Source organism: Phenylobacterium sp. Root700, assembly GCF_001429025.1.
Lineage (GTDB): Bacteria > Pseudomonadota > Alphaproteobacteria > Caulobacterales > Caulobacteraceae > Phenylobacterium.
In genome coordinates this window covers 90,748-110,119 of the sequence record NZ_LMHT01000011.1, presented here as the reverse complement: position 1 = coordinate 110,119, position 19,372 = coordinate 90,748, and the positions used below count along the sequence as shown (strand labels likewise).

General features: G+C 68.1%; 19 protein-coding genes, 1 tRNA gene and 1 pseudogene. 11 read left to right on the top strand and 10 right to left on the bottom strand.

Annotated elements, in window-relative coordinates; translation table 11 throughout:
• The first annotated feature begins 2 nt into the window (after positions 1–2).
• Positions 3–1,220 (top strand): pyridoxal phosphate-dependent aminotransferase family protein, encoded by a 1,218-nt coding sequence (locus ASE02_RS06140; RefSeq protein WP_056732218.1) that lies wholly within the window; start codon positions 3–5, stop codon positions 1,218–1,220.
• On the opposite strand, the gene ASE02_RS06135 is transcribed toward ASE02_RS06140, so the two are convergent.
• The 3 genes and pseudogenes from ASE02_RS06135 to ASE02_RS22890 form a co-directional block, all read right to left on the bottom strand.
• The gene (locus tag ASE02_RS06135; protein WP_056732217.1) at positions 1,217–2,140 is read right to left on the bottom strand and encodes a hypothetical protein; all 924 of its coding nucleotides are present in this window, start codon (positions 2,138–2,140) and stop codon (positions 1,217–1,219) included. The two genes, ASE02_RS06140 and ASE02_RS06135, sit on opposite strands and share 4 nt — an antisense overlap.
• A complete protein-coding gene (locus ASE02_RS06130; protein WP_082601898.1) occupies positions 2,137–3,075 on the bottom strand; it encodes a diacylglycerol kinase family protein in 939 nt (312 codons plus the stop codon). The genes ASE02_RS06135 and ASE02_RS06130 overlap by 4 nt, the downstream gene beginning before the upstream one ends.
• Positions 3,060–3,612 (bottom strand): annotated as a pseudogene (locus tag ASE02_RS22890) (CDP-alcohol phosphatidyltransferase family protein); the annotation flags it as partial. The gene ASE02_RS06130 and the pseudogene ASE02_RS22890, both read right to left, overlap by 16 nt.
• Positions 3,613–4,215: 603 nt before the next feature.
• On the opposite strand from ASE02_RS22890, the gene ASE02_RS06120 reads away from it, so the two are divergent.
• Complete coding sequence (locus ASE02_RS06120; protein WP_056732212.1) at positions 4,216–5,109, top strand: metallophosphoesterase; 894 nt, start codon at positions 4,216–4,218, stop codon at positions 5,107–5,109.
• Here ASE02_RS06120 and ASE02_RS06115 read toward each other — a convergent pair.
• Positions 5,100–5,570 (bottom strand): DUF2141 domain-containing protein, encoded by a 471-nt coding sequence (locus ASE02_RS06115; protein WP_056732209.1) that lies wholly within the window; start codon positions 5,568–5,570, stop codon positions 5,100–5,102. The genes ASE02_RS06120 and ASE02_RS06115 overlap by 10 nt on opposite strands.
• A gap of 63 nt (positions 5,571–5,633) precedes the next feature.
• Here ASE02_RS06115 and ASE02_RS06110 point away from each other — a divergent pair, with 63 nt between their 5' ends.
• Genes ASE02_RS06110 through ASE02_RS06090 form a run of 5 tightly spaced genes read left to right on the top strand, consistent with a single transcriptional unit; the run spans position 5,634 to position 10,258 of the window.
• On the top strand, positions 5,634–6,071 hold the full coding sequence (locus ASE02_RS06110; RefSeq protein WP_056732748.1) for an HIT family protein: 438 nt from the start codon (positions 5,634–5,636) through the stop codon (positions 6,069–6,071).
• A complete protein-coding gene (locus ASE02_RS06105) occupies positions 6,056–7,297 on the top strand; it encodes an LptF/LptG family permease (RefSeq protein ID WP_056732208.1) in 1,242 nt (413 codons plus the stop codon). The genes ASE02_RS06110 and ASE02_RS06105 overlap by 16 nt, the downstream gene beginning before the upstream one ends.
• A complete protein-coding gene (locus ASE02_RS06100) occupies positions 7,294–8,352 on the top strand; it encodes an LptF/LptG family permease (RefSeq protein WP_056732206.1) in 1,059 nt (352 codons plus the stop codon). The genes ASE02_RS06105 and ASE02_RS06100 overlap by 4 nt, the downstream gene beginning before the upstream one ends.
• Positions 8,349–9,497 carry a GNAT family N-acetyltransferase gene (locus tag ASE02_RS06095; RefSeq protein WP_056732204.1) on the top strand — a complete coding sequence of 383 codons (1,149 nt, stop codon included), beginning with the start codon at positions 8,349–8,351 and terminating at the stop codon, positions 9,495–9,497. The genes ASE02_RS06100 and ASE02_RS06095 overlap by 4 nt, the downstream gene beginning before the upstream one ends.
• Complete coding sequence (locus ASE02_RS06090; RefSeq protein ID WP_056732202.1) at positions 9,494–10,258, top strand: NTP transferase domain-containing protein; 765 nt, start codon at positions 9,494–9,496, stop codon at positions 10,256–10,258. Before ASE02_RS06095 ends, ASE02_RS06090 begins: the two co-directional genes overlap by 4 nt.
• On the opposite strand, the gene ASE02_RS06085 is transcribed toward ASE02_RS06090, so the two are convergent.
• Positions 10,255–11,013 carry an NTP transferase domain-containing protein gene (locus ASE02_RS06085; RefSeq protein WP_056732200.1) on the bottom strand — a complete coding sequence of 253 codons (759 nt, stop codon included), beginning with the start codon at positions 11,011–11,013 and terminating at the stop codon, positions 10,255–10,257. The two genes, ASE02_RS06090 and ASE02_RS06085, sit on opposite strands and share 4 nt — an antisense overlap.
• Before the next feature lie 171 nt (positions 11,014–11,184).
• Complete coding sequence (locus ASE02_RS22240; RefSeq protein ID WP_156405928.1) at positions 11,185–11,349, bottom strand: hypothetical protein; 165 nt, start codon at positions 11,347–11,349, stop codon at positions 11,185–11,187.
• Positions 11,350–11,685: 336 nt separating this feature from the next.
• Between ASE02_RS22240 and ASE02_RS06080 the strand changes: the two genes are divergently transcribed.
• Genes ASE02_RS06080 through ASE02_RS06070 form a run of 3 tightly spaced genes read left to right on the top strand, consistent with a single transcriptional unit; the run spans position 11,686 to position 16,336 of the window.
• Positions 11,686–13,467 (top strand): FAD-dependent oxidoreductase, encoded by a 1,782-nt coding sequence (locus ASE02_RS06080; protein WP_056732199.1) that lies wholly within the window; start codon positions 11,686–11,688, stop codon positions 13,465–13,467.
• On the top strand, positions 13,458–15,284 hold the full coding sequence (locus tag ASE02_RS06075; RefSeq protein WP_056732186.1) for a 2-oxoacid:acceptor oxidoreductase subunit alpha: 1,827 nt from the start codon (positions 13,458–13,460) through the stop codon (positions 15,282–15,284). Before ASE02_RS06080 ends, ASE02_RS06075 begins: the two co-directional genes overlap by 10 nt.
• Entirely contained in the window at positions 15,281–16,336 is a 1,056-nt protein-coding gene (locus tag ASE02_RS06070; RefSeq protein ID WP_056732184.1) for a 2-oxoacid:ferredoxin oxidoreductase subunit beta, read from the top strand. The genes ASE02_RS06075 and ASE02_RS06070 overlap by 4 nt, the downstream gene beginning before the upstream one ends.
• A gap of 45 nt (positions 16,337–16,381) precedes the next feature.
• On the opposite strand, the gene ASE02_RS06065 is transcribed toward ASE02_RS06070, so the two are convergent.
• Positions 16,382–16,457 (bottom strand) — tRNA-Ile (locus ASE02_RS06065).
• Between the two features lie 137 nt (positions 16,458–16,594).
• Between ASE02_RS06065 and ASE02_RS06060 the strand changes: the two genes are divergently transcribed.
• On the top strand, positions 16,595–17,332 hold the full coding sequence (locus tag ASE02_RS06060; protein WP_056732746.1) for an SIMPL domain-containing protein: 738 nt from the start codon (positions 16,595–16,597) through the stop codon (positions 17,330–17,332).
• Between the two features lie 37 nt (positions 17,333–17,369).
• On the opposite strand, the gene ASE02_RS06055 is transcribed toward ASE02_RS06060, so the two are convergent.
• The 3 genes from ASE02_RS06055 to ASE02_RS06045 form a co-directional block, all read right to left on the bottom strand.
• Positions 17,370–17,828 (bottom strand): hypothetical protein, encoded by a 459-nt coding sequence (locus tag ASE02_RS06055; RefSeq protein WP_056732183.1) that lies wholly within the window; start codon positions 17,826–17,828, stop codon positions 17,370–17,372.
• A complete protein-coding gene (panD, locus tag ASE02_RS06050; protein WP_056732181.1) occupies positions 17,825–18,181 on the bottom strand; it encodes an aspartate 1-decarboxylase in 357 nt (118 codons plus the stop codon). The genes ASE02_RS06055 and panD overlap by 4 nt, the downstream gene beginning before the upstream one ends.
• A gap of 237 nt (positions 18,182–18,418) precedes the next feature.
• Complete coding sequence (locus tag ASE02_RS06045) at positions 18,419–19,297, bottom strand: alpha/beta hydrolase (RefSeq protein ID WP_056732179.1); 879 nt, start codon at positions 19,295–19,297, stop codon at positions 18,419–18,421.
• Positions 19,298–19,372: the final 75 nt, after the last annotated feature.

Here is a 19,372-nt window from a genome sequence, read left to right as displayed (position 1 = left end):
GCATGGCTCTGCTCGATAGACACGCAGCGTCCCGGGACGCCTACCAGGCGATCCGCCAGGCTTCCGCTGACCCGTTCAGCGTGCGCTTCGATTCCGTCATTTCACCCACCGAGGGCGTGATCGACGGTCAGCGCACGATCCTGCTCGGCACCAACAACTACCTCGGGCTCACCTTCGACCCCGACTGTATCGAGGACTCGGTCAAGGCGGTGCGCGAAGGCGGCACCGGCACGACCGGCTCTCGAATCGCCAACGGCAGCTATGACGGCCACCTGCAGCTCGAGACCGCGCTGAAGGCCTATTACGCCCGTCGCCACGCCATGGTGTTCACCACCGGCTATCAGGCCAATCTGGGGGTGCTCTCCAGCCTGGTCGGCCGCGACGACCACCTGCTGCTCGACGCCGACAGCCACGCCAGCATCTATGACGGCGCGCGCATGGGCCACGCCGAGGTCACCCGCTTCCGCCACAACGATCCCGAGGACCTCTACAAGCGGCTGCGCCGCCTGAAGGACACGCCCGGCGAGAAGCTGATCGTGGTCGAGGGCATCTATTCGATGGTCGGCGACGTCGCCCCGCTGAAGGAGATCGTCGCGGTCAAACGCGAGATGGGCGCCTACCTGCTGGTCGACGAGGCCCACTCGATGGGCGTGCTCGGCGCCACCGGGCGCGGCCTGGCCGAGGAAGCCGGCGTTGAAGCCGACGTCGACGTCATCGTCGGCACCTTCTCCAAGAGCCTCGGCTCGGTCGGCGGCTTCGTGGTCTCCGACATGGAAGGCTTCGACGTCATGCGCGTCGTCTGCCGCCCCTACATGTTCACCGCCTCGCTGCCGCCGGCGGTGGTCGCCTCGACCGTCACGGCGCTGCGCAAGGTTCAGGAAACCCCTGCCCTGCGCCACAAACTGCACGCCAACGCCAAGCACCTGTACGACGGCCTCACCGCCCTCGGTCTGGCCACCGGCCCGAACTGCAGCCCGATCGTGGCCGTGACCATGCCCGACCAGGCCGTGGCCATCGGCATGTGGAACACCCTGCTGCAGAACGGCGTCTATCTGAACCTGGCCCTGCCGCCGGCGACGCCCGACAACCGCCCGCTGCTGCGTAGCAGCGTCAGCGCCGCCCACACGCCCGAGCAGATCGAGCGCGTGCTTCAGGTCGTCGAGAAGGTGGCCGGCGAGTTCGGCCTGCTGAAGGACGAACCCAAGCGCGCCCTGGCCTAGGCTTTCCGCCGGGCCTTCCAGAGCCGCCAGAACACCCCCGGGGACGCCAGGATCACATGGCGTTCCCGCCAGGGCGTCAGCGGCACGGGCAAGCCCGTGTGGCGCTCGATCTTCCACGCCGCATAGCGCGCCGCGCCTTCGAAGGTGAAGGCGGCCTTCACCAGCCGCGCCAGGTTCAGCGGCTTGCCCAGCGAACGACGTAGCCGCCAGGCCCGCAACAGGCGTGCATGCTCGGCCGCTGGCAGGGTCGGCTGCAGTTCGCCGCCCACCTGTTCGAAGGGAACCTCGCCAGCCTCCCAGGCCGCCGGCAGGACGGCGTCATAGCGACCCGGATCGACGCCGATGATCTGCGCCTCGCGCCCCCGCGCCTCCACCCGGAACTCGGCGGCGTAGGTCTGGCGGAACAGAGCCGTCCAGTAGGCCTGCGGCGCCCCGCGCTCGGGTCCGACCACCGCGGCGAAACGCGCCGCCGTGATCGCCGCCGCCGCAACCGCTTCGCGCACCTGCGCGGCGACCGCCGCGTCGGCGCTCCACACCAAGGCGCAGGGCTGGACGAAGCGGGTCCAGATGGTGGTGTCGACGCCGACCCCCGTCACCGCGCGGCGGAACTGAGCCAGCGTCATCGTGGCGACCTTGGCTCGGTAGACCCGGCCGTCGGCCTCGAACTCGTGATAGCTCACATCCGGCCACAGCAGCCGGGTGGCCAGGCCTCGCAGCCCCGGGCGTGTTTCCCGCGTCAGGACGTAGAAATCCATGACGCCGTCGAGATCGCCAGTGCGCAGCACCGACCCGTAGAACAGCACCGCCGCGGCCGTCGAAAACCGGCCCGCCAGGTCAGCGCCCATGGCCGCGGCGTGGGCGGGCGGAACCACGCCCAGTTCGGCGCCGATCAGACGGTCTAGATCCTGCGACTTGGTCATGGCGCTAGAAACCGCATGGGCGGGCCACGGCGGACGGCGATCTCGCCGCCTGCGAACACCTCGCCGTCGACGATGACCGACGCCGCGAGCGACACCGTCAGATGCGCCGCCTCGCGCCGCCGATAGCCGTTACGGCCGAGCCACGGAGCGTCCAGGCCACGCAGCAGCGTCGGCAGCGCCGCCAGCAGCCGGCGGGGCGGCGCATCGACGTCCAGCACCTTCATGGCGTCGGTCGGCGGTCCGAAGGGCTTGAGGCCGAATGGCAGCCGCTTGAGCGTCGTCGCCATCAGCAGGAACCGCTCGCCGGCCCGCAGCGCCTCGCCGTCCAGGTGGGCGGTCAGCGGCACGCCCTGCCGCCACTGGTCGCGCCGACCGCCGAACAGGGTCCCGATCGCCGCGCCGGCCAGGATGAGCGCCACCGAGAGGCTGTGATAGGCCCCCATCCGATGGACGGACTGGGACATCTCCGTGGCGCGCACGAACGCGCCCAGGCCGAAAACGAAGCCCCAGACCGCCGGCCGCGCCGGATCGGCCCAGCTGACCTGCAGCGGCGTGCGGGTCTTGTAGGCGGGCTCGTCCTCCGCCGCCCGGCGCAACACCGCCTCCAGGCTCCATTCGCGGCCCGCGCCCAGATCGAGCGCCAGGATATTGGTCTTGCCGGACGCCAGCACCGCCAGGGCCGGAGGATGCTCGCCATAGGCCTCGGGCAGCGCGCTCAGGACCTCGCGCACCGTCCCGTCGCCGCCGTCGATGACCACCAGGTCGACGCCCTCGGCGGCGAACCGCCGCATGTCCTCGGCCAGGGCGGCCGGTGTCTCGGGCTCGACCCAATGCACCCCATTTGGCCGCGCATCAGCCGAGGCCCCCGTCCGCAGGCGATTGGCGTGGCTCCGCGGATTGCGGACCACGCCGACCTTCGTTAGCGGGCCAGCCACGACGTCACCTGCCCCCGGGGCGTGATCAGCCCCTGCAGCACCTGGATCAGGTGAACCAGCAGCGACAAGGCCGTCCAGACCGCCACCAGCACCAGCCCGACGTCGGGACGCCCGACCAGGCTGGCCCCGGTCAGCAGGATGAGGTTCGGGTTGCGGCGGGCGGTGATCAGCCGGAAGAAGCTGTCGAACGGCCGCCAGGCGTGCATCTCGACCTTGAACAGCCCCAGGAACACGCCCTCGAGCATCCGCTGGATCACGTAGCCCGCGACGATTACGAGCAAGATCAGCGTCGGCGCCCCGACCGGATGGAGGCTCGCCTGGACACCGACCAGCCAAGCCCACCACCAGAACGGCGGATGGACGAGGTCGATACCGTGGTCGAAGACGTTGCCCCATTTCGACGAGGTCAGGGTCACCCGCGCCAGCTTGCCGTCGACGGTGTCGAGGAAGGTCATGATCCAGGCGCAGACCAGACCCCAGCCGAAATGACCGGTCCAGAACAGGGCGAAGGCGGCCAGCACCAGCAGGAAGCTCGCGNCCGGCCACACATATTTGGTCACCAAGTCGGTGACGCCCTTATAGGAGCCCTGGAACAGCCGCTTCTCAACTTCGCCGACATTGACCTTGGTCAGTCGCCGCAGGATCGGCGGCTCCTTCTTGCGAAGCTCGCTGTTGTAGGTCGAACCGACCTCCAAGGCCGTCAGGCGCGGATAGTCAGGCGCGACCGCGGCCAGGTCCTCGCCGGCCGCCAGGCGCTGAAGCGCGACGCGCATCGCCTCGCCCTTTCCATGGATGGCCGCGGGGACGCCATCATCGTCCACCAGTATGACGCCTGGATGTTTCGCCAAGGCGCCGATCAGCGCCTGATCGAACACCCAGCGCGCATCGGCGACAAGCACGGCGCCCGCTGCGTCGGCCGCGCCGTCATTTTCCGGAAGACCGAGCCGGCGAAAGATGCGTTGTAGGCGCTCCGCCGAACTCATCCCCCAAATGCGGCCTTCCGCGACGCCCACGACCATGGCCGTGGGGCCGGCTGCGCCGGTAGCCTCTGCTGATATCGTCAATTCCGCCAACCGACCTGTGATTATAAAGACCTGATAATCAGCTTCGCCGCCGCCTGACCAGAAACCATCTTCAACCGTGCCTCCGTTTCGCCTCGCCCACCTGTCCGATCCCCACCTTCCGCCGCCGCCCGGCGCGCTGCGGGCGGCCGATTTCGCGTCCAAGCGCCTGCTCAGCGCCATCGCCTGGCGCCGCAAGGGCCGCGAGCATCAGCCGCAGGTTCTGAAGGCGCTCAGCGCCGACATCGGCGCCTATGCTCCCGACCACATCGCCCTGACCGGCGACCTGACGAATTTCGCGACCAAGGCCGAGTTCGCCGCTGCGCGCGCCTGGCTGCAGACCCTGGGTCCGGCCTCGGGCGTCACGGTCAGTCCCGGCAATCACGACGCCCTGGTGGGGAGGAACGCGCCGGACGCCTTCGCCCCCTGGCGCGAATGGCTGGAAGACCCCGGCCAGCCCGCCTTTCCGGCTGTGCGCGAACGCGGCCCCGTGGCCCTGGTGAACCTCTGCTCGGCGACGCCGACCGCGCCTGGACTAGCCAGCGGCCGGTTGGGACGCGAGCAACTCGGCCGCCTGGAGGCGATCCTGGAACGCCTGGGGCGCGAGGGTCTGTTCCGGGTGATCATGATCCACCATCCCCCGACGCCGGGGATCGTCTCCAAGCGCAAGGCGCTGGAGGACGCGCCAGCCTTGAGCGCGCTGCTGAAAACCCACGGCGCCGAACTGGTGCTGCACGGCCACGCCCATGAGGCCGCGGTCAGCACCATGCCCGGCCCTGCCGGCGCGATCCCAGTGCTGGGCGTCCCCTCGGCCTCGGCCGTCGGTCATGGGCGCCATCCGGGCGCCCGGTGGCATGGGATCGAGATCGACCCGACCCAGCGGCGGATCCGGGTGATCGCACGCGGGCTGTCGGCGCAGACCGGAGCGTTCGAGCCGCTAGGCAGCTACGTGCTGGACGGCCCTCAGGGGTAACGCATGCGAAGCGTCGTGCGACTGGTCCCCGCCGGCACGCGGAAACGGACCGTGCTGAACGCCGGCAGGCTGATCTTGGTCGGCGCGTCGTTGGAGAAGCCGTAGCCCTCGGTCGGCATGCCGACGAGGCTGCGGTTGAAATCATGGTCGGCGTTGACGTCGTGATAGACCGCGATCGCATAGACGCCCGCCGCCGGCAGATAGAAGCAGGTGCTGGTCGTCGGCGACTTCGCCGGAACCCGCTGACGCAGCAGCTTGCCCTTCGGCGCCAGGAATCGCTTGGCGTCGTCGGGATAGAGCGTGATCGCCACCTCGCCCTGGGCCGGGCGGACGCCGGTGACGCTGACCGTCAACCTGTTGTCGCTGGGCTTGCCGGCGCACTCGTCCGCCGCCAGCGAGGGGCCGGCCAGGGACGAGATAGCGACAAAGGCCGCGGCCGCCAGGCCGGTTCGGACTTTCATGGAAAACGACGACTCCCTATGGTGCGCGCCACGGCGGCTGACGCCAGACAAGCAGGCTGCTTCATGAGTAACCAGACCGCCGTGAATTTCGGCTTTCCCCGGACGATGGTGGCCGAGACCAGCCATTGGCTGGTGCTGGTCCGGCCCAAGCAACCCACATTTGGGTCGCTCGTCCTGGTATGCAAGGAGCCGGTCCACGCGTTCTCCGATATCAGCCCGGCGGCCTTCGCCGATTTACAGGTCGCCGTCCAAGGAATCGAACGCCTGCTCCAAGACAAGGTAAAATACGAAAAGATCAACTATCTCATGCTGATGATGGTCGATCCTGACGTCCATTTCCACGTCATCCCCCGCTATGAAGGCGCCCGCGAGCATGCCGGGCTGAGCTTCCCCGACGCCGGCTGGCCGGGACCTCCGGCGCTCGGCGCGGCGGTCGAACTCGGCCCCGAGGTCCTCGAGACCCTGGCGCAGGCATGGCGACGCGAATGGCTAGCGGCGTGACCGACGCCCGCGAGACCGCGGCCGGGAGCAGCTTGCGCCCGTCGCTGATCGACCGCTATGTCCTGCGGCTGACCACCGGACCTATGCTGGGCTGCTTGGCGGTGACCCTGGTCGCACTACTGCTGGAGCGCGCCCTACGTCTGCTCGACCTGCTCTCCCAGAGCAGCGATCGATTCGGGTTCGTGGTGCAGCTCACCAGCCAGCTGGTGCCGCACTATTTCGGGCTGGCCCTGCCGGTGGCGTTCTTCGTGGCGCTGTTCATCGTCATCACCAAGCTCAGCGACGGGTCGGAGATCGACGCCCTGCTCGCCAGCGGCGTCTCGCTGACCCGCCTGGCCGCGCCGTTCATCGGCCTCGGCGTCCTGCTGGCGGTCCTCAGCATCATCGTGTTCGGCTACGCCCAGCCCTACAGCCGCTACGCCTATCGCGCGGTGATGCACGCGGCGGCGACCGCCGGGTGGAACGGCCAGCTTCAGGCCGGGGCGTTCGTCACCGAAGACAGGCTGATCATGACCGCCGACCAGGCCGATCCGAAAGGCCAGCGGCTGGAACGCCTGTTCATTCGCCGCATCACCGCTGACAACCGCGAGGAGGTGATCACCGCGCAGACCGCCGATCTGCACGTCTCGCCCGACCGTGCGACCGTGACCCTGGTGATGCGCAACGGGCGGCGGATACTGCAGTCGCCGAACGGGGCGTATGACATCCTGCAGTTCCAGACCTTCACGACCGACGCCCCGTTGGCCGGCTCCAGCGCCCTGCTCCGGGCGCGCGGCGGCGACGAGCGCGAACTGACGCTCGGCGAACTGGCCGAGATGGCCAAGTCGCCCAACAGCCTGCTGCCGCGCGCGACGGTGTTGGCCGAACTGTATGCGCGGCTGGCGCGGGCCGCCTTCCTGCCCTTCCTGCCGCTGATCGCCTTCCCGCTGGGCCTGGCGGCCAAGCGCGGACGCCGGGCGCCCGGCCTGATCTTCGCCGGGGTCCTGCTGCTGGCCTTCCAGCACTCGCTGCAACTCGGCCAAAGCCTGGCGGAGGCTGGACACATCCCGGCCTTCGCGGCGATCTGGACGCCGTTCCTGCTGTTCACCGGTTTCGGCGTCTGGATGTTCGCCGGCAGCCGCAATCGCCCGGGCGAGACGCCGATCAGCCTGTTCATCGTATCGATCTACGACGCCTGCGGACGAGCCGCCGACGCCGTGCGCCTCAAGCGGGCCGCCTCCACATGAAGCTGACCATCTATGTGATGCGCACCGTCGCGCTGCGGATTCTCGCGGCCGCCGCCATCCTGCTGGCGATCTTGCAGATCCTCGACCTGCTCGACGTCACCACCGAGATCCTCGACCGCGGCTTGGGCCTCGGCGGCGTCGCCTACTACGCCACCCTGCGGTTCCCACGCCTGCTGGAACAGGTCGCCCCGTTGAGCGTCCTGGCGGGCGGCCTGTTCGCCTTTTCCCAGCTCGCCCGGGAGAGCGCCGTGATCGCCATGCGCGCCACCGGGGTTTCGGTCTATCGGCTCGTCGGCATGGCGGCGCCGGCCGCCGCCGCCATGATGCTGCTCGACTATGCGACCGTCGAACTGATCGCGCCCAGGACCGACCCGATCCTTGAAGCCTGGTGGCGTGACACCGCGCCCAAAACCCCGGACACGCCCGGCCCCCGCCCGTTCCGGTCCGGCGCCGACCTGGTGGTCGCCCAGCCCGGCGACGTCGCCGGGTCTCATCTCAAGGACGTGAAGATCTATCGCCGCGACGCCACGGGCCGGGTCGCCGAACGTATCGAGGCGCCGTCAGCGAGCTACAGCAAGGACGGCTGGAAGCTTCAGGCGCCGCGGATGGTGCGCTTCACCGATGACGAGGCCATGACCTCCTCGGCCGCCGAGCTGGTCTGGGACACGGCCCTGCAGCCCCGCGACGTGCAGGTCCTGCTGTCGCCGCAACAGACCCCGAACGCCGCCAACGCGCGACGCGCCCTGGAAGGCGGCGGCTCCGAACGCCCCGACAGCTACTACGCCGTGCGGCTGCAGCACGCCTTCGCCGGGCCGGTCGGGATCATGGTCATGCTGTTGCTGTCGGTGCCGGTGGCGCTGGGCAACTTCCGTAACCGCGAGGGCGCGATCCTCACCACCGCCAGCCTTGGCGCCGGCCTCGCCTTCCTGGTGACGGACGGCCTGCTGAACGCGCTGGGCGAAGGCGCCGCCCTCTCGCCGGTGCTGGCGGCGTGGACTGCTCCGGTGGTGTTCGCCGCCCTGGCCACGACGGCCCTGCTCAAGATGGAAGGATGATCCCCCGCGTGGGTTCGCTGACGATTACCGAGGTCGCTTCCAAGGCCGATATGGCGCGGTTCATCCGGCTGCCGATGGCCCTGAACGCCGCCGATCCCGCCTGGATCTCGCCGCTGATCAGCGAGCGCGAAGCCGCCCTGAGCGCCAAGACCAACCCGTTCTTCGATCACGCCGAGGTCCAGCTCTGGATCGCCAGCCGCGACGGCCGCGACGTCGGCCGGATCAGCGCCCAGATCGACGCCCTGTCGCCCAGCGACCCGAAGGCGCCCGTCGGCCACTTCGGCATGATCGCCGCCGAAGACGACGCCGAGGTGTTCGCCAAGCTGCTGGAGACCGCCGAAGCCTGGCTGAAGGCGCGCGGCTGCGTCACCGCGCTGGGCCCCTTCAACCTCTCGGTCAACGAGGAGGTCGGCCTGCTGGTCGACGGCTTCGACACCCCGCCGATGGTGCTGATGGGGCACGATCCCCAGTACGCCGGCCCCCGGATCGAGGCGCAAGGCTACACCAAGGCCAAGGACATCTACGCCTATCTGTCGAAAATGACCGACGACGTGCCGGCGCCGATCATCCGCCGCATCCGCCGCGGCCTGGCGCCGGGCGTCACGCTGCGCATGGTCGACATGAAGCGGTTCGACGCCGAGGTCGCCTCGCTGACCGAGATCCTCAACGACGCCTGGAGCGGCAACTGGGGCTTCACCCCCACCACCGAGGCCGAGACCCGTCAGCTCGCCAAGTCGCTGCGGCCGATCATCGACCCGCGCCTGGTCTGGTTCGCCGAGATCGACGGCGAAGTTGCTGGGTTCGTCGCCATGCTGCCGAACGTCAACGAGGCGATCACCGACCTCGATGGACGGCTGGCGCCGTTCGGCTGGGCCAAGCTGCTGTGGCGGCTGAAGGTCAGCCGCGTGAAGTCGGTCCGGGTGCCGTTGATGGGCGTGAAGCGCAAGTTCGGCGACGGCATGCGGGGCCAGATGCTGCCCTTCCAGCTGATGGACGCCAGCGCCACCCAGGCCCGCGCCCTGGGCTACGAGCGCTACGAGTTCTCCTGGATTCTCGAGGACAACGCCCCGATGCGGCGGATCTGCGAGTCGCTGGGCGCGCACATCTACAAGACCTACCGGATCTACGAGAAGGCCCTGGCGTGACGCCCTTTACGGCCCTGGTCCTGGCGGGATCGCGCGGCGGCGAGCCCGACCCGCTGTCGGAGTACGCCCAGGTCTCCCACAAGGGCCTGATCGTCCTGGGCGGCGAGACCCTGCTGGCGCGGGTGATCGGCGCGTTGGACGGCGCTGGCGCGAGCCATATCGGGGTCTCGACCGCCGACGCCGGGATCATCACGGCCTTGGGGAGCCTCAAGACCAAAGCCGAGCTCGAAGCCCTTCCCGCCTCGCCGAGCCCCAGCCTGAGCGTTAGCCAGGGCGCGCGGGCGCTCGGCCTGCCGATCCTGGTCACCACCGTCGACCATGCGCTGCTGCAGGCTCAATGGGTCGAGCAGTTCCTGGCCGATATCCCGCCGCAAGCCGACGTCGCCGCCCTGCTGGCGCCCGAGGCCGTGGTCCGCGCCGCCGCGCCGGGCACCCAGCGCAGCTACATGAAGTTCCGCGACGGCGGCTATTCCGGCTGCAATCTCTTCTACCTGCGTAACGAACGCGCCCTGGCGGTCATCGATCTTTGGCGGCAGGTCGAGGCGCACCGCAAGCAGCCGTGGAAGATCGCGGCCATGCTCGGCCCGCGCATGCTGATCAGCTATGTCCTGGGACGTCTGACGCTCGACGACGCCGTGCGCCGCCTGGGCCGCAAGGCCGGGGTGGAGGCCGCGGCGGTGCGCACGCCGTTCGGTCTGGCGGCTGTCGATGTCGACAAGCCCGCCGACCTCGATCTAGTCCGCCGTCTGGTCGAGAGCTAGACGGCCACCGCCGCCGGGGCCCGCGACCAGCTCTCGGTCAGTTCGAGATTGCGGACCACGTCTTCGGGGAAATCCATCTCGGCCCAGCCGAGCCCCTGGATCGAGGTGACGGAAACCTCTTCGCCCGCCTCGGCCATCTCGTTGATGACGCTCAAGTACCAGCGCTTCAGGCCCTCGGGCGAGCGCATGATCTGTTCGACCGTCCGCACGAAGGCGGCCGCGCCCTCGGCGGAGAACCGCAGGAAGCCGATCGATTCGGCGTCGAAGGCCGGGATCGTCTTGCCGATCGCCCGCAGGCGCGTGCCGTCGGTCAGCACCTTCATGTCGTCGGCGTCGTAGGCGCTCTTGCGATCGACGGTCACCGTCACCGCCGATTCCGGCGCAACCAGCAGCCGCGAGGCGATCGCCGGCTCGAACAGGGTGTCGCCGTTCAGCAGCAGGAAGGGTCCGCGCATCTCATCGCGCGCCAGCCAGCAGGTCGCGAGATTGTCGGTCAGGCCATAGAACGGGTTGAACAGCGTGCGGACCTTAAGATCGGTCAGGGCGAGCTGCTCGATCTCTTCCTCGACCGCCTCGGCCCCGAACCCGGTCACGACCACGACTTCCTTCACGCCCGCGGCGCGCAGGTGCAGCAGCTGCCAGTGCAGCACACTCTTGCCCGACAGATCGATCAGGCACTTCGGCCGGGTGTCGGTCAGCGGCGACAGGCGTCGCCCCTGGCCAGCGCTCAGGATGATGGCCTTATCGATATTCATCTTTGACACTGTCGCTACCCGATCCCCCGGCGCTCGAGAGCGCCCATACCTCGTCTACCAGACGCCATCGCATCACGCACGTAGGCGTGATTGCGCCGCGTACAATGCGACGTTTCGCGCGCAGGCCGTAGACCGGCCCCCGCGACACATCTCAGGGGTGGCGCGCCGGGCCTAGAGCGAACGGGCGAGCCGCAGGCTCTCGGCGTTCTCGACCAGGGCGCGACGGGCGTTGATCTCCAGCGACTGGGCGTCGAGCGCCTGGTCCGCGGCGTCTATCGCTTCAGCGACTTCGGTTTCGTCGAACGGGGACGCAACTTCGAACAGTTGGCTCGGCATCGGAAACCTCCCTGGTTGGCGCGCCGCAATTGTTAAGCAGAGGTTTATGACGAACCAACCCCTGATAGGGGTCAGGCGCCGCGAATCTCGCCGACATCACGCCATGTTGAGCGCAGGCGGCCCGACACCTGCGAAGTGTCAGTCGGCGCCTCGAAGCTGTCGGTCAGTCACCACGGCGCACGCCCAGATGTCATTTTGGTCAAGAAATGTATTGGCTGACGGTCCGAAGCGGTCCTACGATCACTCAGAACGCTGCGTCGCGGTAAGGCGAGCCTGCTTTCATTGGCCCTCGTCTGCGCATCCGCGAGAGAACGGCGTCTGTGGAAGGAAGCCGTTGTGCAGCGCACCAGTACCGAGGGGCCTGACTACTTTCATAAAGTCGTCGATTGCCAGTGGGCGTGTCCCGCCCATACGCCGGTCCCAGAATACATCCGCCTCATCGCCGAAGGCCGATACTCCGACGCCTATATGGTCAACTGGAAGTCGAACGTCTTCCCGGGGATCCTCGGACGGACCTGCGACCGACCTTGCGAACCGGCCTGCCGACGCGGCCGGGTCGAGGACGAACCGGTCGCCATCTGCCGCCTGAAGCGCGTCGCCGCCGACAACAAGGAGGACATCACCGGTCGGCTGCCCGTCCCGGTCGCGGTGTCCAACGGCAAACGCATCGCCCTGGTCGGCGCGGGCCCGGCCTCGCTGACCGTCGCGCGCGATCTGGCCCCGCTCGGCTACGAGCTCACCCTGTTCGACGGAGAGGCCAAGGCCGGCGGCATGATCCGCAGCCAGATCCCCCGCTTCCGCCTGCCCGAGGAAGTCATCGACGAAGAGGTCGGCTACATCACCGGCCTGGGCATGGAGGTCCGGCTGGGTCAGCGGATCGACAGCTTGAAGGCCTTGCTGACCGAAGACTACGACGCGGTCTTCATCGGCTCAGGCGCCCCACGCGGCCGCGACCTGGACCTTCCCGGCCGCCAGGAGGCCGCCGCCAACATTCATATCGGCATCGACTGGCTGTCCAACGTCTCGTTCGAGCACGTCGACAAGATCGGCAAGCGGGTCATCGTGCTGGGCGGCGGCAACACCGCCATGGACTGCTGCCGCACCTCGCGCCGCCTGGGCGGCGAGGACGTCAAGGTGATCGTCCGCTCCGGATTCGACGAGATGAAGGCCTCTCCCTGGGAGAAGGAAGACGCCATCCACGAGGACATTCCGATCCTCAACTACCTGGTCCCCAAGGCCTTCACCCACGAGAACGGCAAGCTGACCGGCGTCACCTTCGAGAAGGTCCGGCCCGAGTTCGACGACAAGGGCCGCCGCAAGCTGGTCGCGTCGGGCGAACCCGACCAACACTTTGAATGCGACGACGTCCTGGTGGCGGTCGGTCAGGAGAACGCCTTCCCCTGGATCGAGCGCGACGTCGGGATCGAGTTCGACGAGTGGGGCATGCCCAAGGTCGACACCCTCACCTTCCAATCCACCCTGCCCAGCGTCTTCTTCGGCGGCGACGCCGCCTTCGGCCCCAAGAACATCATCTGGGCGGTGGCCCATGGCCACGACGCGGCGATCTCCATCGACAAGCTCTGCAAGGCCGAGGACCTGACGGCCCGCCCGCCGCCCGGCTTCTCGATGGCCAGCCAGAAGATGGGCATCCACGAGTGGAGCTATGACAACGATCCGGCCAATGACGGCCGCTACAAGGTGCCGCTGCGCGAGAAGGCGCAGGCGCTGAAGGACGTGCGGCTGGAGGTCGAGCTCGGCTTCGCCCGCGAGATGGCCTATCGCGAGACCCAGCGCTGCCTGAACTGCGACGTCCAGACGGTGTTCGCCGAGTCGGCCTGCATCGAGTGCGACGCCTGCGCCGACATCTGCCCAGTGGACTGCATCACCTTCACCGACAACGGCGAGGAGGACGACCTGCGCGGCCGCCTCAGCGCCCCGGCGCTCAACGCCGATCAGGCCCTGATGGTCTCGGGCGAGCTCAAGACCGGCCGGGTGATGGTGAAGGACGAGGACGTCTGTCTGCACTGCGGCCTCTGCGCCGAGCGCTGCCCCACCGGGGCCTGGGACATGCAGAAGTTCCTCCTGGATATGACCCATGCGGGGGGATCATGCCGCTAGAGGCCGTCAACGATTTCGTCGTCAAGTTCGCTAACGTCAACGGGTCAGGGTCAGCGAGCGCCAACGGCATGTTCGCCAAGGCGATCCTGCGGATGGGCGTGCCGGTCGCGGCCCGCAACATCTTCCCCTCCAACATCCAGGGCCTGCCGACCTGGTTCGAGGTGCGGATCACCGAGGCGGGCCACCTGGGCCGCCGGGGCGGGGTCGACCTGATGGTCGCGATGAACCCCCAGACCTGGGACCGCGACGTCGCCGAGATCGAGCCGGGCGGATATCTCTTCTATGACTCCACCAAGCCGTTGCCGGCGGCCAAGTTCCGCGACGACATCACTGTGGTCGGCGTGCCGCTGACCGCCATGTGCAACGCCGCCTACCAGCTCCCGCGCGAGCGGCAGCTGTTCAAGAACATCATCTATGTCGGCGCGCTGGCCGCCCTGCTGGATATCGAACTCGCCGTCATCGAGACCCTGCTGGCCGAACAGTTCGCCGGCAAGGACCGGCTGATCGCGGCCAATGTCGCGGCGTTGCACATGGGCCGCGACTACGTCGCCGAGAACCTGACGCCCCTGCGCCTGCGGGTGCGCCGCGCCGACAAGGTGGGCGACCGGATCTATGTGGAGGGCAACGCCGCCGCCGCCCTGGGCGCCGTCTATGGCGGAGCCACGGTCTGCGCCTGGTATCCGATCACCCCCTCGACCTCGCTGGCCGAGGCCTTCACCGGCTATTGCGAAGACCTGCGCATCGAGCCCGGCACAGACAAGGCGCGTTACGCCATCGTCCAGGCCGAGGACGAGATCGCCTCCATCGGCATCGTGATCGGCGCCGGCTGGAACGGGGCGCGGGCCTTCACCGCCACCTCTGGTCCCGGGATTTCGCTGATGACCGAGTTCATCGGCCTGTCCTATTTCGCCGAGATTCCGGCGGTGATCTTCGACGTCCAGCGCGGCGGCCCCTCGACCGGCATGCCGACCCGGACCCAACAGGCCGACCTGCTGGCCGCCGCCTATGCCGGCCACGGGGATTCCAAGCATCCGCTGCTGCTGCCCGCCGATCCCGGCGAGTGCTTCGAGATGGGGGGCCTCGCCTTCGATCTCGCCGACCGGCTGCAGACCACGATCTTCGTCATGCTCGACCTCGACATCGGCATGAACGAGTGGCTGACCAAGCCCTTCGAATGGGACGACGCGCGCAAGCTCGATCGCGGCAAGGTCATGACCTATGACGACCTGGAGTCCGGGCGCGACTTCGGCCGCTACCTCGAGGTCGACGGCGACGGCATCCCCTACCGCACCTATCCCGGCACCCATCCGACCAAGGGCGGCTATTTCACCCGCGGCACCTCGCGCAATCCCTATGCCCGCTACAGCGAAGAGGGCTCGGTCTATGTCGGCAACATGGAGCGGTTGCTGCGCAAGTTCGACACCGCTCGCAGCCTGGTCCCCGCCCCCATCCGCCGCGACGCCAAGCGCGCCACCCGCGACGGGGTGATCTTCTTCGGGTCCAGCACGCCGGCCGTGCACGAGGCGCTGGACGACCTGGAGCATCGCGGCCTGCACCTCGACGCCCTGCGGGTCCGCGCCTTCCCCTTCCCCGACGAGGTGTTCGCCTTCATCGCCGCCCACGACCGGGTGTTCGTGATCGAACAGAACCGCGACGGCCAGCTCCGCTCCCTGCTGATCAACGAAGGCGACGTCGATCCCTCGCGCCTCACCGCCGTCCTGCACTATGACGGCACCCCGATCACCGCCCGCTTCATCGCCGGCACGGTGCAGGGGTTGATGGCCGACCGGACGCCGATCCACGAGGCCGCCGAATGACCTACATCACCAAGCCCCAGCTGCATCACCCCCTGCTCAAGCCCAATGCGCTCGGCTTTACGCGGCGCGACTACGAAGGATCGGTCTCCACGCTCTGCGCCGGCTGCGGCCACGACTCGATCTCCGCGGCGATCATCCAGGCCTGCTACGAACTGGACCTGCCGCCGCACCGCATCGCCAAGCTGTCGGGCATCGGCTGCTCGTCGAAGACGCCGGACTATTTCCTCGGCAATTCCCACGGCTTCAACACCGTGCACGGCCGCATGCCCTCGGTGCTGACCGGCGCCAACCTGGCCAATCGCGACCTGATCTATCTGGGCGTCTCGGGCGACGGCGACTCGGCCTCGATCGGTCTTGGCCAGTTCGCGCACTCGATCCGGCGCGGCGTGAACATGCTCTACATCGTCGAGAACAATGGGGTGTACGGCCTGACCAAGGGCCAGTTCTCCGCCACCTCCGACAAGGGTTCGAAATCCAAGAAGGGCGTGATCAACCACGACGCCGGCATCGACCTGGTCAGCCTGGCCCTGCAGATGGGCGCGACCTTCGTGGCCCGCTCGTTCTCCGGCGACAAGGCCCAGCTCGTGCCGTTGATCAAGGCGGCGCTCAGCCATCGCGGCGCGGCCTTTATCGACTGCGTCAGCCCTTGCGTTCAGTTCAACAACCACGCCGGCTCCACCAAGTCCTATGACTATGTGCGCGAGCACAACGAGGCGGTGAACCGGATGGACGTCATCCCCCACCGCGACACCATCACCGTCGACTATGCGCCGGGCGAGACGGTCCCTGTCACCCAGCACGACGGCTCGGTCCTGCAACTGCACAAGCTGGCCGAGCACTATGATCCGTCCGACCGGGTCGGCGCGCTGGCCTACCTCCAGTCCCGACAAGCGCTCGGCGAGATCGTCACCGGCCTGCTGTTCCTAGACCCCGAGGCCCGCGACCTGCACGAAAACCTCGGCACGGTCGACGCCCCGCTGAACAGCCTCACCGAACGCGAACTCACCCCCGGCGCTGCGGCCCTCGCCAAGCTCAACGCCTCGCTGCGCTAGGCGTCTAGGGTTCGCGAGGGGGATTTTCCGCCTGTCAAAAGGCGCTGGTGGGCCCGGTAGGACTCGAACCTACAACCAGACCGTTATGAGCGGTCGGCTCTAACCATTGAGCTACAGGCCCCTGCAGCAGCCTGTGCGGGTTACCATGACCTGCACGCGCCTTAAAGCTGCCGTTCAGCTTCGCTTTGTCAGAAGCACAACTCCGTTCATCATCCGATGCATGGAACGCCCGGAAAACGGGTGATTTTGGAGATCCTGATGAAAACCCTCGTTCGCGCCGGCGTCATGGCCCTGCTGCTCGCCACCGCCGCCGCGCCCGCCGCTTTCGCCCAGACCCCTCCGCCTTCGGCAGATTCGATGTTCAAAGCCACGACCCTCAACCTCTCGGCCTATGGCGAGACCCGCATCGCGCCCGACAAGGCGACGATCAACCTCGGCGTTCAGACCGAAGCCCCGACCGCCGCGGCCGCCCTGTCCGCCAACAGCGCGCAGATGACCTCGATGATCGCCGCCCTGCGCAAGGCCGGCATCGCCGACAAGGAGATCCAGACCTCGGGCCTCAACCTCAACCCGCAGTACGACTACGTGCAGAATGAACCGCCGAAACTGCGCGGCTATCAGGCGTCCAACCAGGTGACGATCACGGTCAACGACCTCAGCAAGCTGGGCTCGGCTGTCGACGCCACGGTCAAGGCCGGCGCCAACCAGGTGAACGGCATCTCGTTTGGCCTGAAGGATCCGACCACCGCCGAGAACGCCGCGCGCCATGAAGCCGTCAAGGCCCTGGCCGCCAAGGCCGACCTCTACGCCAAGGCGACCGGCCACCGGGTCAGCCGCCTGGTGACCCTCAGCGAAGGCGGCGGCTATTCCCCGCAGCCGCCGATGCCGATGATGGCCTATGCCCGCATGGACAAAATGGAAGGCGCCGTGCCGGTCTCCGGCGGCGAACTGAGCGTCCGCGTCGACATCACCGGACTGTACGAACTGACGAAATAGGCCTTTTGGCCGGCCCTTCTCCCCTCGGGGAGGAGGGCTATTTCGCGCCCATGCCGGCGCGGGTGAAGGCGGTCTTGAGCTTGTCGGCGATGATCACGCCGGGCGGCACTTCATCGCCCTCCATCACCGCGGCGTAGACGAGGTCTCCGCCCTCGATCGGTCCCGCAGCCCAGGCGACGACACGGGTGCCCTGGGCGTTGCTGCGGCAGCTTGCCGTCCTCGGCTGCCCAACGGCGGGCGCGGCCGCCAGCAGATCGGCGAGCGTACGCGGCACGCTCTGGTCACAGGCCGGCAGCGTGCGCCCGCAGACGACGTTGCTCCCATAGCGATAGACGAGCTTATCGCCCTTGGCGATCAGGACGCAGGTGCCGGGATCGCCGATCGCGCGGGAGACGGCGTCGTCGAGCGCGGCCTTATCCACACCCTTGGGCGCGGTCGGCGCGCAGGCGCAGAGGACCGCCGCCGACAGGATGAGCGCGGCGGCGCGGGTCCTCACGCGGCCTTCTTGATCAGGTTGCCGTCGCCCAGCAGCACGACGTTGGGCGAATAGTTGCGGGCCTCTTCCTCCGGCAGCATGCCGTAGGTGACCACGATGACCTTGTCGCCCTTCTGGACCAGACGCGCGGCGGCGCCGTTGACGCCGATCACCTTGGAGCCGCGCGGGGCCTCGATGGCGTAGGTGGTGAAGCGCGCGCCGGTGGTGATGTTCAGCACATCGACCTGCTCGTGCGGGAGGATGCCCGAAGCGTCCAGCAGGTCCCGGTCAATCGCGATCGAGCCTTCATATTCGAGATCGGCCTGGGTCACCGTGGCGCGGTGCAGCTTGGCCTTCATCAAGGTCACCAGCATGGGCGGTCCTTCTAGGTGCGACGCACAAACCCCTGAACTTAGGGGCCGCCGGATATAACCTCGAAACAAATGGCGCACAATTGCGGCGCCGCAGCGCCGCTCGCATAACGTCAATATGTCGCGCCGACCCGCCGCCATGACGGATCCGGAAACATCATAGATTTGAAGGCGCTATCGGAAATGATTCGCAGATCAGATGAATCGATCCCAGCCTGACAATCCCGTGAGCCGGCCGCCCTACTTGGCCTCTTCCAGCAGGAAGCCGGAGACGTCGCTCAAGACGCTCACCCGGTCGCGGAACGGCCGCGAAATGGCGGCCATGATCTCGTTGTGACCGACGTGGGGATAGTGACGTTCCTCCACCTTCGCGCCTGCCGCGCGCAGGGCCGCGGCGAGTTGCGCGGTGTTGCGCGGATCGACGACCTTGTCGGCGTCGCCGGTCACCAGCAGCATCGGCGGCGCGTCGGCCCGCGCGAAATGGGCGGGCTGGGTGAGCGCCGGGTCAGGGGCCGCGCCGAACACCCGCTGCATATCGTTTGGAAGCGGCAGAAAGTCGTATGGCCCAGCGATGCCGGCGACGGCGCGGATGTGGGCCGGATCCACTCCAGCGTTCTTCAGATAGTGCGGGTCCAGGCCCAGCATCACCGCGTTATAGGCGCCGGCCGAGTGCCCCAGCAGCACGATCCGGGACGGATCGCCGCCATAGGCCGGCCCGTGCTCCACCGCCCATCGGACGGCCCTGGCGCTATCGCGCAGAAAGGCCGGGAAGCGCACATCGGGATAGAGCCGGTAGTCGGGAAGGACGACGACGAACCCCTTGGCCGCCAGCGCCTGCGCCACCCAGCCATAGTCCCACTTGCGGCCCCTCTCCCAGCCGCCCCCATAGAAGAACACCGCGATCGGCCGCGCGGCGCTGATCTGCCGGGGCGCGTAGACGTCCAGGGTCTGGCGCGACTTGTCGCCATAGGACTGGTCCATGGCGCTGAGCACGGCCGGATCACGCGGCGTGAAGGTCGCAAAGACGGCCAGCGGCGTGCAGGCCGCCACGGTCATCGCCATGGCCGCGACGCTCAACGGACGCACGAGGCGGGCCAGGTTACGGATGAGGCGGACCATCCCTTTGAGCTACGGGCAATTTTGGGGAGGCGCAACCGAGCCGAGTTCAAACATGATGTCGTTGATCGGCGCTCA